The sequence below is a fragment of the Aulosira sp. FACHB-615 genome (assembly GCF_014698045.1).
Lineage (GTDB): Bacteria > Cyanobacteriota > Cyanobacteriia > Cyanobacteriales > Nostocaceae > Nostoc_B.
Genome location: NZ_JACJSE010000001.1, coordinates 377,141 through 389,998, shown reverse-complemented (window position 1 = coordinate 389,998; position 12,858 = coordinate 377,141). Strand labels below are relative to the sequence as shown.

At 42.2% G+C, this 12,858-nt stretch carries 8 protein-coding genes; 3 read left to right on the top strand and 5 right to left on the bottom strand.

Translation table 11 applies throughout. The annotated features are described in order from the left end of the window. Window positions 1-62: 62 nt before the first annotated feature. The 5 genes from H6G77_RS01610 to H6G77_RS01590 all read right to left on the bottom strand — a co-directional run bounded on the left by H6G77_RS01610 (window position 63) and on the right by H6G77_RS01590 (window position 7,218). Window positions 63-434, bottom strand: coding sequence for a DUF2237 family protein (locus tag H6G77_RS01610; RefSeq protein ID WP_190668785.1), 372 nt, complete (start codon window positions 432-434; stop codon window positions 63-65). Between the two features lie 11 nt (window positions 435-445). Next, the gene (locus H6G77_RS01605; protein WP_190870648.1) at window positions 446-2,248 is read right to left on the bottom strand and encodes a serine/threonine-protein kinase; all 1,803 of its coding nucleotides are present in this window, start codon (window positions 2,246-2,248) and stop codon (window positions 446-448) included. A gap of 166 nt (window positions 2,249-2,414) precedes the next feature. Then, the gene (gene hpnH / locus H6G77_RS01600; RefSeq protein ID WP_190587966.1) at window positions 2,415-3,434 is read right to left on the bottom strand and encodes an adenosyl-hopene transferase HpnH; all 1,020 of its coding nucleotides are present in this window, start codon (window positions 3,432-3,434) and stop codon (window positions 2,415-2,417) included. Between the two features lie 101 nt (window positions 3,435-3,535). After that, on the bottom strand, window positions 3,536-4,519 hold the full coding sequence (gene hpnA / locus H6G77_RS01595) for a hopanoid-associated sugar epimerase (RefSeq protein WP_190870647.1): 984 nt from the start codon (window positions 4,517-4,519) through the stop codon (window positions 3,536-3,538). After that, a complete protein-coding gene (locus H6G77_RS01590) occupies window positions 4,519-7,218 on the bottom strand; it encodes an efflux RND transporter permease subunit (protein ID WP_190870646.1) in 2,700 nt (899 codons plus the stop codon). The genes hpnA and H6G77_RS01590 overlap by 1 nt, the downstream gene beginning before the upstream one ends. Window positions 7,219-7,505: 287 nt before the next feature. Here H6G77_RS01590 and H6G77_RS01585 point away from each other — a divergent pair, with 287 nt between their 5' ends. The 3 genes from H6G77_RS01585 to H6G77_RS01575 all read left to right on the top strand — a co-directional run bounded on the left by H6G77_RS01585 (window position 7,506) and on the right by H6G77_RS01575 (window position 12,847). Then, on the top strand, window positions 7,506-8,357 hold the full coding sequence (locus H6G77_RS01585; protein ID WP_190870645.1) for a ferritin-like domain-containing protein: 852 nt from the start codon (window positions 7,506-7,508) through the stop codon (window positions 8,355-8,357). Window positions 8,358-8,803: 446 nt separating this feature from the next. Further along, window positions 8,804-9,472 carry a phosphorylase gene (locus H6G77_RS01580; RefSeq protein WP_190870644.1) on the top strand — a complete coding sequence of 223 codons (669 nt, stop codon included), beginning with the start codon at window positions 8,804-8,806 and terminating at the stop codon, window positions 9,470-9,472. Window positions 9,473-9,850: 378 nt separating this feature from the next. Then, the gene (locus H6G77_RS01575; RefSeq protein ID WP_190870643.1) at window positions 9,851-12,847 is read left to right on the top strand and encodes a peptidase domain-containing ABC transporter; all 2,997 of its coding nucleotides are present in this window, start codon (window positions 9,851-9,853) and stop codon (window positions 12,845-12,847) included. Window positions 12,848-12,858 lie beyond the last annotated feature (11 nt).

The window sequence follows — 12,858 nt, the reverse complement described above, 5'->3', positions numbered from 1 at the left end:
TCAAAAGCAAGTAACCATACAATACAGACGTGAGCGATCGCGTCTGTATTTTAACTTAAGGCTTAAGGCGCAGAAAAGGCGTATTTTTTTAAATCTGCCAAAGAACAGACTTCTAAAGCTCTAGCGTGGGTGGCTTCGAGAACGACAGGGGGCGCGTAACCAGCTTCCATTGCTTCTTGCCAACGGGCTGCACACAAACACCAGCGATCGCCAGGGCGTAATCCGGGAAAATTATATTCAGGAAATGCTGTACTCAAATCATTACCACGGGATTTGGTAAATTCCAAAAATTCGGCTGTCACCTGGGCGCAAACAACGTGCATTCCAAAATCTTGCCCACCAGTGCTACAGTAACCATCACGGTAATAACCAGTCATCGGTGAAGTACAACACACTTCTAAATCTGTGCCGAGTACATTTTTAGCTTCTGCCATATCTGTATTTATTAGGGTTCAATTAAAGACTTTTCGGACTGGCGATATTTAGCTATTAGCCTGCGTCGTTTTAAGGGTGGATAAAGCAAGAGGCTGATTAATGGTAATCCTATCCCTGTTAGTGCTATTGGCGTGTAGGGAGTGACAAAGCCGATTATAACAATAATTCCAAAGCTAGTTCCTAACCCTGCTGTGAGTAAATACAATATCGCTCTAGACCAGTAGAATTTTTTATCCTTATTGGAATGAATACCATCTTGCTCCCAAGCTACGAAACCCCAAAAACCACCATACATTAACCCCACCAAAGACCCAATTGCTACCCCAATCTTATATATGTTGTTAACAAAATCATAATTAGCAGCAAATACCATTGGAACAATAGCAATGATCATTCCAGCAAATATCCCCACTAAAGAGCCACTGACTAACCCAATTCCTGCCCCAATCACAGTCTTTATCACTTTCTCTAAACCAACAAAAGCTATAACCCAAATCAAGGTTAAATATGTAGCCGAAAAAGCTATCAACCAATTCAAGGTTGAATATATACCAGCAATCACCATCAACAAATTTATCAATAAAGGTGCGATCGCTCCAATTAATGCCACACCAACAAGCCAAGTGTAAGATACTTCGGTTTTTTCAATTGGTAAAGCGGCTGTCTGCACTTTTACCGTTAAAGTATGACTTGCTGGATAAGCATTACTATGCAGTATGAGTTGACGTTTATACGACTTATCCGCCATCAATTTAATCGTATCCACCTCAACTTGAAACTGGGTATGATTCCTGCTAAACGTAGTAGGTGTTACTGAAATCCAAGCGTGAGAATCTGGCGTATGTGGCGGATCATGAGGATGGGGTGCAACTTCCCATTTCCCTTGTAATAAAGTATCGGGAATAGTATTTTCAACGGTGATGCTTTGGGTGAGCTTTTCACCTAATCGGTTCGCTTTAAACTCTAATACTGTTTCACTAAAATCTATTCCGGGTACGCGCACAACTTCAAGCGGTTGGAGTGCTGTGAAGGCGGCTTGTGCATTAGCAAAGCGTTTGTTTTGTTCTGGTTGTACCATGTTTTCTAGCCAACCCAGAAACCGCAGACTTAATTGGGGGAGAAGAGGTTTAAACTTAATGATGTATGGATTATTGCGATCGCACAATTCGCGTATTTCTGTAGACTTAATTTTTGCTAATAAACAAATCAACGTTGTACCCAAAGCATACAAATCTGTGGCTTGCGTCGGTTCAAACATTTGTTCTGGCGGAATAAAACCGGGCGTTCCCTTAAATACACTACTCCCTGCAACTTCCTGGCTACCAATACGCGCAAAACCAAAATCAATTAAATAAACTTTGAGTTCTTCATCTACCAAAATGTTTTCCGGTTTGATATCTCGATGAATAACTGGAGGATTGAGATTTTGTAAATATGTAATAATTTCTAAAGCTTTAACAGCAATTATCTTAATTTCCTCTAATTCAAAATAACCGAGGAGTTCTGCTAAAGATTGGGCATGAATATATTCTTGTACCAAACAAAACCCATCAGATGTAGCAAACGAGCTTATATATCGGGGAATCCCAGGATGAGCCAGTTTTTGTAATATCTCAATTTCTCGTTGATGTGCCTCAAACCCAGACCAACTAGAACCAGCTTGAGCAAAGCAAAACTGCTTTAATACTACCTGTTGTGCTGTATTAACATCTGATGCTAACCAAGTAATTCTTCCTCCTTCTCGATTGCGTCCTAATTCTCGTACAACTCGATAGCCTTGTTCACTAAAGTTTGGATAGGGAGTACTATTCATAGTTCTAGAGGAAGAGCTATAGTTTGTTAATTCTTCTGTTGTATTACGTGATTACACTTAAGATAACAAAACTAACTTTATTAATCAACGTTTTTAACAATGTTAAAGCAGGGCGCGTTGCATTTTGCTTTAACGCACCCTACTAAACTACTCTTCCCTTTTTGCGCTAACTCTTACCAAACACGGTACTTAGGGAACGGGCAATGTTTTGCGGTTGCATTGCGTCCATTGCGGCGGTTGGTTCGTAGCCGCAGTGAACCATACAATCAGCACATTGGGGATTACCACTGGCGCGGCCGTATTTACTCCAGTCTGTCTTGTCTAGCAGTTCTTTGAAACTGGTGTAATGTCCTTCATTCAACAAATAACAGGGTTTTTGCCAACCAAGAACGCTATAACTCGGACTTCCCCAAGGTGTACATTCGTAGTCTTTTTCACCAATCAGAAAGTCTAGGAATAAGGGATTATGATTGAAGTTCCAGTTTTTCTTACCTGATGTGTAGGGTGTGAGAATTTCCCGGAAGAGGGCGCGGGTTTGTTCGCGTTTGAGGAAATGGTCTTGATCTGGAGCCCATTCGTAGCTGTAACCAGGGGAAATCATCATCCCATCAACATTCAAACTTTCGAGAAAATCAAAGAATTCTTGCATTTCTTTGACATTTGCACCTTCAAAGATGGTGGTGTTGGTGGTGACACGGAAACCTCTGGCTTTGGCTGCACGAATGGCGTTGACAGCAGTATCAAACACGCCTTTGCGATCAACACATTTATCATGCCACTCGCGCATTCCATCTAAGTGAACGCTGAAGGTAAAGTAAGGCGAAGGTTGGAATTTGTCGAGGCTTTTTTCCAGTAACAAGCCATTGGTACACAAGTAAACATATTTCTTGCGTTCTACTAAGCCCCGGACAATCTCATCAATTTGGGGATGGAGTAACGGTTCTCCCCCAGGAATAGAAACTACAGGTGCGCCACATTCTTCCACGGCGGCGAAGCATTCTTCTGGTGTGAGATTGCGTTTGAGAATTTCCACGGGGTGCTGAATTTTGCCACAACCAGTGCAAGCTAAATTACAGCGAAATAATGGTTCTAGCATCAATACCAAGGGGAAGCGTTTGCGCCCTAAAAAACGCTGAGTCACCAGATACTTCCCAATATCCATCGCTTGTTGTAAATTAATTCCCACTTTATTTATTACTCCTCATCTTATAAGTACATAAAAGTGTGAAGTATGAAGTCTGAAGTATGAAATTGATGTTTCATACTTTACACTTCACACTTCAGACTTCATTTGACATAACCCTCAGCAATAAACCAATCCACAGCGTCTTTTAGGGCTGCTTTTAAGGGGGACTGGGGTAGTCCCAACTCGCGGACAGCTTTACTCGCGTCATAGTACATGTGTTGTTGAGCCATACGGACACCATCTATAGGGACAGAGGGCGTTTTTCCTAACGGTGCGAGAATTTTCTCATCAATCCAAGCCACACTCAAGGGTATCCAAGCAGGAATGGTGCGTTGGGGTGCTGGTAAATTAGTGATTTCGGCAAGTTGTTCTAGTAATTGTTTGAGGCTGAGGTTTTGGTGTCCTAAGATATAGCGATCGCCTGTTTTCCCTTTTTGCAATGCCAGTAAATGTCCCCAAGCCACATCCCGCACATCGATAAAATTCAGCCCAGTGTCTAGATAAAAGGGCATTTCTCGCTGCAAAAACCGCAGGATAATATCGCCTGTGGGTGTGGGCTTGATATCTAATGAACCAATTGGGCTACTAGGGTTGACAATTACGACATTTTGTCCTCTAGCTGCGGCTTGTTTGGCTTCTTGTTCGGCGAGAAATTTTGACTGTTTGTAATTACCAATCAGTTTTTCGACAGGGCTTTGATAAGTTTCATCGACAGGTTTACCGCCTGGGCCGACTCCTATGGCTGATACGGAACTGGTGTAAACAGTGCGTTCAATGTCAGCTTTGCGGGCGGCTTCGAGAATATTCCGTGTACCGATGACGTTGTAGCGATACAGTAGTTGTTTATCTACTTGCCACAAAGAATAATGGGCGGCGACATGGAATAAATATTGACAACCTTTAATTTTTTGCCAAATATCAGCATCTGTCAAATCGCCTTTGACTAGTTCCACATCCAAGCCGCGTAAATTATCTAAATTGCTGCTGGGGCGGACTAAAGCTTTGACTTTGTATCCTTGTTGCAGTAGTAACCGCACCAAGTGGGAACCGACAAAGCCGGTTCCACCTGTAACAAAAGCCTGCATTAGTATTTTGCCTCCTGACGAAAGCGGGGGAACCAGTCGTCTAAGATGGCGTAAACTACGGGGACAACAATTAAGCTGAGGATTGTGGAACTGATCAAGCCGCCAGCAATAGCCACAGCCATAGGCGATCGCAATTCTGAACCAGCACCCAGACCCAAAGCAATGGGTAACATCCCTAACAGCGTGGAAGCAGTTGTCATCATAATCGGTCGCAGACGCACTGGCCCCGCCTTCAAGATGGCTTCTTTGCGGCTTAAACCAGCTTGACGCAGTTGGTTGATGTAATCCACCAAGACGATCGCATTTTTGTTAGCCAGCCCCAACAAAAAGACAAAACCAATTAAGGAAATCATGCCAAAATCACTCTTGGTAAAGAGTAAGGCCAGCATGGCTCCCACAATTGACAAAGGCAGTGAAACACCAATAACTACAGGGTCTATCCAACTGCGGAACAACAAAATCAGCACCACAATAATGCAAAGTGCCGATAGTACCAAAGTAGAAGCAAAACTGCTAAAGACTTCGTTTTGTCGGGCAGAATCGCCACCCAAGTCTAAAGTTACACCAGCAGGTAACACTTCTTTGGCTTCCGCAACGATTTTGTCTGTGGCACTACCCAAAGACAAATCCTGCCCTAAATTGGCACTGATATAAGCCACACGCTGATTATTCAGTCGCTCAATTTGGAAAATTCCCCCCTGGTTTTTACTGTCACCTGTTACCGTCACATCAGCAAATCCCGGCATTTTGGCGATGCGTTCTTTAATCGCTTGGGCTGCTTTGTTCAGTTCTTGGAGATTTTCTCCCCTTAATGACACTTGTAAGGGTTTTTGCCCACCAGTATCGATAAATTGAATGTCTTCCACACTGGTAGTTACGCCTGGTAAATTAGGCAACTGAGCGCGTATTTGGTCTTGGACTTCCGCCGTCTTTAGCTCTCTGTCTTCCTTCAACTTGACGTAAAGCGTACCTTTATTGGGTTCACCTTCGCGGGAACCGACGGTAGTAAAGACTGTTTCCACGGCTGGGGATTTTCTCACCACCGCTTCTAGTTTTTTCGCAACTTCCAGAGAATCATTGAGCGGGTTGGGAAGAGAAATGGGGGGTTGAGATGACAAGGGAATCCCGGCTTGTGCTGCCTGTGCTGCTTGTTTTTGCAAAGTGGCAATATCAGGGATTTGTGGTAAGGGAGCCGTATAGGTAATATTAAATTCGCCCCGGTCTAGTTTCGGGATAAAACCTTTGGGAATGAAGGGTACTAGGGCAATTCCCCCAACAAAGCTGAGAACCGCTAATAAAACTACTGTTTTGCGGTGGTTTAACGACCAATACAGCAACTTCCGGTAGGCTTGGGCAAACCCTGACCACAGTTTTCCTTCCTTGCGGGGAGTATTGGTAGAGATTGGTTTGAGCCAGTAAGTGGACAAAACTGGTGATAGTGTCCGGGCTACTAAGGTAGAAGCAATATAAGAAGCGGAAACTGTAATTCCAAAGGGCTTGAAGAATTGCCCAACGACACCACCCATCAAACCAATTGGTAAAAACACTGCCACGGCTGTAGCTGTGGTGGCAACAACGGTTAACCCAATTTCACTGGTGGCTGAGAAGGCAGCTTGACGAGGGCTTTCTCCTTCTTCAATATGCCGCATAATATTTTCGACATCGATGATGGCATCATCAATCACGCTGCCAATGACTAATGCCAACGCTAACAATGTAATCGTTTCTAAGTTGAAGCCGAAAATTGCCATGACAATAAACGTCGCCAACAATGAAGTCGGAATCGCCAGTGCCGAAATTAAGGTGGCTCGCCAACTCCACAAGAAAGGAAAGATGACGACAATAGCCAACACTATGGCTTCAATCAGCGCGTCAATGGTTGACTTGGTGGCATTACGAATATACTCAGCTTGGGTAGCAGCTAAAGTGAGTTTGACATCTTTGAGGTTAGTTGTGAGCTTTTGAACTTCTTTTTCTACCCGACTCACAACTTCTAAGGTGTTGGCGTTACCCCGTTTGATGACTTGAAAAGCCAGCGCATCTTGCCCATTAAACCGAACTAATGTGGCTCCACCTTGGGGAAGTGCCGCAGCTGTATTTTGGGCGCTTGGTAAAGCTGGTTGAGAACTAGGCTCTCCCAACAAATTGACTTTCAAGACTCCCGGTACCTTGGTAATAACTGGGATAATTTTGTCTTGTGCTACTTTGGTCAATTCTGTGAGGTTCTGCGAAGCACTCTCTATGGTGTAGCTAACGGCGGCTGATTCGTTTAAGTTCAGGGGAATAATTTTGTAATTTGCCCCTTGTGGCAAACTTAACTGTTTCAGGGCAGCTTCTACATTGTTGGTGGATTTTTCTAAATCAGTACCAACTGCAAAAGCTAAACTAACTGCCGTTTGACCAGGATAAGCTGATGAACGCAGATCATCTAGTCCTTCTACAGAGCGGAGGCGCTCTTCAATTGGTTTGGTGAGCTTGGCTTCTGTATCAATTGCTGTTGTTAGTGGTGCTGTGGCGTTAACTACCACCACCGGGAAAGTAATATCTGGAAACAAAGCATACTTGAGGGAACTGAACGCCAAAAGCCCAGCTACCGTTACAGCAATCCAGAAACTCACTGTCAACCACGAGAAGTCAATGGCCAATTTGGAGATATTGAAGCGTTCTCGTGCAGATTTTGCGCTACTAACCTTTACCATCTTGGAAAATTTTGCTGGTGTCCCAATTAATTGTCATGCTACATTAATCGTCTAAAGTTTGGGTGGTTTAGTTTCCTTTGGTGGGCAATTTTACTTAATGGGTTTCTTAAAAAAGCATAAAGGATAAACGGTCAAAAAATTTCTTCTACTTAAACACTTAATAATTAATACTGAGCAATCAGCACTAGGTAATCATTAATGTATTACTCTATGCTGAGAAATAACTTGTGTTACTCACTACATAGTCCTGGTTCTAACGGCAATTTTAAGCACACATAAATTTAATTATGAAGATTGGTTCTGTTGACCATAGGGAATTATTCTGTCGTAGTTTTATGGAGAGTTACAGGGAATATGAGCCTGAGCATCTCCCTTGGCCTGATTTGGATAATGCAGCTTTGGAACTTTTGCGAAGCATCCCTTTTTGGGGTCAGGCTTTGAATAAAGAACGTCAAGCGGGTGTTATCGTCAGTGAATATGCCAAAACTTTAGACAGTGGCATTTTACAAGATGCGATCGCCCTCCAAGGTAAAGAAGAATCTCGTCACGCTCGCTTGCTGAAAGTGTTTATTGAGCGTTATGACATTCCTATGCCTGCTTGTCCACCCATAGAAATTCCCGCCAACCTTGAGCAAACATTCATTGAATTTGGTTTTGAAGAATGTCTCGATTCTTTTTTCGCCTTTGGCTTATTTGAAATTGCGCGAGAAGCCAGAGTATTTCCTGAGCAAATCTTCACAATCTTTGACTCAATTGTTGATGAAGAGGTACGGCATATTGTATTTTTTGTCAACTGGTTCACTGATTTACAAATTCAACGTGGTGATGGATTTTTACCCCTGCGGAGTGCTAAAACTCTTTGGTATTACGGTAGAGCCTTGAGCAGTGTGATTAAAGCCATTGGTGAATCTGATCCCAACGGTGCAGGTTTTACTGCTAGTGGAGCCAGTGTGTTTAGTCAAGATTTAACACTTGAAAAATTCCTCAAAGTGTGCATTCAAGAAAATCAACGGCGAATGAGTAAGTTCGACTCGCGGATATTGCAACCACAACTGCTACCGCGACTCGCCACCACAGCTTGGAATACTCTCCAGTTACTACCGAAACGGAAAGCGTTTGGGGAGGGGGTAAGGGTGTAGGGGCAAAATCAAGTCAAAAGTTAAAAGTTAAAAGTCAAAAACTCTCGGAACTTTTGATTTTTGAATTTTGACTTCCCCGTAGGGGTGTCAGGTGTAGGGGAAAGAAGTGGCTGCAAAGCTGAAGCATTCACCAGTAATGATACTTGTGATTCTTTAGGACTTACGCAATAACTCTCTCAAACTCTTATAACTTCGTGTCCTACCCTTCGGGAAGCCGCTATCGCGTCTATGCGCCCTTTGCGGTACCCTTCGGGAAGCCGCTTGCGCGTCTACGTTTTTTCATAATTTTGCGTAAGTCCTATTCTTGTACCAAATCTCTGTAAACTTGCACTAAATAATTATTTTTGTCTTCCTTGGCGCTCTTGGCGTTCTTGGCGGTTCGTAAAAAAATTAAACACCTTCTTAAACCCCTACACCCTTTCATTCCTACTCAACAATAAATATTGATGATGAACACTGTGATTTTAGTGCCGCAGGGTGCAGAGTATAAAGCTGTGTCTCGTGGCTTGCGTCAAAATACGGAGTCTATACCAACGGTTTTGGCAATACCAGTGGGAATGCAGCCGTTGACGAAATACTTGCAGCAATTGGACAAACAGCATTCACCAGCCAAGGTAATAGTGATGGGTTTGTGTGGTAGCTTGCGCCAGAATTACGCTGTTGGGGATGTGGTGTTATATCAAAGTTGCACTTATCAAGGACTTGTGCAAGAATGCGATCGCACCTTGATGAATCATTTATCTGCTGTACTATCAAAAGTCTCATTAGTGAAAGGCTTGACAAGCGATCGCGTCATCTGGTCTGCTACAGAAAAATCATCGTTAGCGGCAACATCTAACTGTGATGTTGTTGATATGGAAAGTTTCGCTGCTTTACAGTTTTTTCAAGCAATGGGAATTGAAGTGACTGTCTTACGGGTGGTCAGTGATGACAGTTTACATGATATTCCTGACCTTTCCGATGCTATCAGTACCGATGGTTCACTGCAAACTTTACCTTTAGCGTGGGGTTTAATCAGTCAACCCATCGCAGCGACTCGGCTAATTCGTGGTTCTTTGCAAGGTTTAAAGGTACTGGAAAAAGTCACTCAAGCACTGTTCATCAAAGGCGAATAAATACCTAAAAATTTTAACCAATAATTTACGATTTCTATACACGAGGGTGTGATAATTTTGTTTTACATGAACAACCAGATCCCCGGCTTCTTGAAGAAGTCGGGGATCTGAGTCAGTATAATTTTTCAAGTTAAATAGGTTATGTATTATTACTTCTAGAGAGAATATTAATTAATGTTAAGACTTGGCTGTAAATAAAAAAGTCAAGCTATCAAATAACAAAAACTGAATTTATTTAACCAGGATAGAAGGTATGTTTATTAGTTGTAGTTTAAGCGACCTATTTAACCGAACCATAATATAAATTAATTGCTTTTTGATTATCTTGATCACAGTCAAGATTGTAAGTTTTTCCCAATATCAAATCAAGTTTAAAGTATGACCTATATTAAAAGCGCCTTTCAAGATTTTATTGCTAATGTAGCAGGATTTGAGCAATTACCTGCCGAAGTGATTGTGAGTATTGCGGAAAAACTAGAAGCTTGGCGCTATCGCATTGGGCAGAAAATTATAGGCAATGAAACCATACCACAAAAAATCATATTTTTATATGAAGGGCAAGTACGCCTGTTGGGTTATGAACCGCAAACTCAAGCAGCTATTACATTAAAATTGCTCAAACCGGGTGCAGCTATTGGGGAAATTAGTTTTTTACGTCAGGTTCCTTGTGAAGTGGCGATCGCTTCCACGGAAGTGATATGTTTAGCTTTAAATATTGAAGAATATTCCCGCCTCATAACAGAATATCCAGAATTTGCCTACACCCGACAAAATCACAGCCATATTTCCGAAGTTTTTAGTGTTTTGGGTGTACAAGTCGCCAAACAAGCCAATTCTGTCACGAATTTTCTGGAATTATCTGAGCAAGCTTTACTCAACACTCAAATACAATACTTATCACCCGGCAAAAAATCATCTAACCAGCTAGATATTGATAGCATTTGGTTTGTGAGTGGGGGTGAAGTTAAGAATTTTCCTCCCGGTTCTCGCCTAGACTTAAATGCAGCCACAATAGACGTTACTGGGAAAAATCCTGCAAGGTTAATTGGTTTTGCACCAGGAGATTTATCATTTTTAGATAACTATTCTCAAGCTGAGGAAGAGTCTATTTATGATACACAAACAGAGATTACAGATGAGTTAGATATTCCCTACGCACCGGAAGAAATTACGGCGGTAGACTATCCAGCACCCAAAAAACAAAAGCACCTCAAATACCCCTTTGTTCGTGGTAGTGGAGAAGTCAATGCGACTTTTGCTTGTTTTCAAATGCTGTCCAAGCATTTACAAATTCCCATACGTCGAGAAGTTGTACGACGCATTTTATCTGAACAAATTAAACGCCAAGGTAGTATATCTTTTCCGGCTTGTGCATATATAGCAGAATTAATTGGTTTAAAAGCACAGTTAGTAGATTTACCCGCATCGACAATTGAACGTCTCCCCACACCAGCACTCATTCGTTATCGCAGCAATTTCGCTGTGTTGTATTCAGCAGATGCACATCATGTTGTTGTGGGTGTGCCATCCCAAGGTATAGTACGCTGTAAACCAAAAGAATTACTGGCAAATTTAGAACTCGAAGACGGTAATTACCAGCCACAAATGCGGGTATTACTGCTAAGTGCAACCAAAGAAACGCCAAAAGAAAGATTTGGTGTATCGTGGTTTTTACCTTATTTGTCGCGCTACCGTCGAGTGCTAATTGAAGTATTTATTGCTTCGTTCTTTGTCCAGTTAGCACAACTGGCAAACCCACTGGTAATTCAGTTAATTATCGACAAGGTAATTGTCCAGAACAGCATTAGTACTTTGAATGTTCTGGGTGCATTACTGTTAGTAGTGGGACTGTTTGAAGCGATAATTGGGACTTTGCGGACTTATTTATTTGTGGATACAACCAACCGCATTGATATGGGTTTGGGTTCACAGATTATTGACCACTTATTAAGATTACCACTGCGCTATTTTGAACGCCGTCCCGTCGGTGAATTGTCAACCAGAATCAACGAGTTAGAAAATATTCGTCAGTTTCTCACCGGGACAGCCTTAACTGTCGGGTTAGATGCCTTATTTTCTGTAGTTTATATTGTTGTCATGCTGTTTTACAGTTGGCAACTAACCTTAGTTGGTTTAGGGACAATTCCCATATTTGTGGTGATTACCTTAATCGCTTCACCCACAATTAGTAAACAGTTACGCAACAAAGCCGAACGCAACTCGGAAACTCAGTCTTATTTAGTTGAGGTGATGTCTGGTATTCAAACAGTAAAAGCGCAAAATATCGAATTGCGATCGCGCTTTTCTTGGCAAGAGCGTTATGCTCGTTATGTAGGCGCAGGATTTAAAACTGTTGTTACTTCAACCTTGGCTAATTCTACGAGTAACTTTCTCAATAAACTCAGTAGTTTACTAGTGTTATGGGTGGGTGCTTATTTAGTTTTGCAAGGTGAACTGACATTAGGTGAATTAATTGCGTTTCGGATTATTTCTGGTTATGTCACCAGCCCGATTTTACGTTTAGCACAACTGTGGCAAAACTTCCAAGAAACTGCCTTATCTTTAGAACGGTTAAGTGATATTGTTGATACCCCAGAAGAAGGGGAAGCAGACAGAGGTAACATTCCCTTACCAGCCATTGAAGGTGCAGTGAAATTTGACAATGTTTCCTTCCGCTTTAACCCCAATGGCCCCTTACAACTAACTAATATCAACCTGGAATTTAGCACCGGACAATTTATAGGCATTGTCGGGCAGAGTGGCTCTGGTAAAAGTACAATGATGAAATTACTGCTGCGATTATATGATGTGGAATCCGGCAGAATTTTAATTGATGGTTATGATATTGCCAAAGTCGAACTTTACTCTTTAAGAAGACAAATAGGTGTCGTTCCCCAAGAAACATTATTGTTTGACGGAACAGTACAAGAAAATATTGCTTTAACTAACCCAGAAGCAACCACCGAAGAAATTATTGAAGCCGCCCGTGTGGCTTGCGCCCATGAATTTATTATGGGCTTACCCAACGGTTACAATACCCGTGTTGGTGAAAGAGGTGCGGGACTTTCGGGAGGACAAAGACAAAGAATTGCGATCGCCCGTTCTGTACTTCAACGACCAAAACTGCTAGTCTTAGATGAGGCCACCAGTGCCTTAGATTACCCCACAGAACGCCAAGTTTGTTTAAACTTAGCCAAAGCCTTTCAAGGTAGTACAGTATTTTTCATTACCCACCGCCTAAACACCGTCAGCCATGCAGATACTATCGTTGTCATGGACGCAAGCCGAGTCATAGAACAAGGAAGTCATCAAGAGTTAATGGCTGCTAAAGGTCATTATTCTTACCTATATCAACAACAAGAAGTTAATTTGTAATTAGTCAAGGG

Coding starts and splice junctions, on each gene's coding strand:
- H6G77_RS01610 (WP_190668785.1), bottom strand. CDS start 434: ATGGCAGAAGCTAAAAATGTACTCGGCACAGATTTAGAAGTGTGTTGT.
- H6G77_RS01605 (WP_190870648.1), bottom strand. CDS start 2,248: ATGAATAGTACTCCCTATCCAAACTTTAGTGAACAAGGCTATCGAGTT.
- hpnA (WP_190870647.1), bottom strand. CDS start 4,519: ATGCAGGCTTTTGTTACAGGTGGAACCGGCTTTGTCGGTTCCCACTTG.
- H6G77_RS01590 (WP_190870646.1), bottom strand. CDS start 7,218: ATGGTAAAGGTTAGTAGCGCAAAATCTGCACGAGAACGCTTCAATATC.
- H6G77_RS01585 (WP_190870645.1), top strand. CDS start 7,506: ATGAAGATTGGTTCTGTTGACCATAGGGAATTATTCTGTCGTAGTTTT.
- H6G77_RS01580 (WP_190870644.1), top strand. CDS start 8,804: ATGATGAACACTGTGATTTTAGTGCCGCAGGGTGCAGAGTATAAAGCT.
- H6G77_RS01575 (WP_190870643.1), top strand. CDS start 9,851: ATGACCTATATTAAAAGCGCCTTTCAAGATTTTATTGCTAATGTAGCA.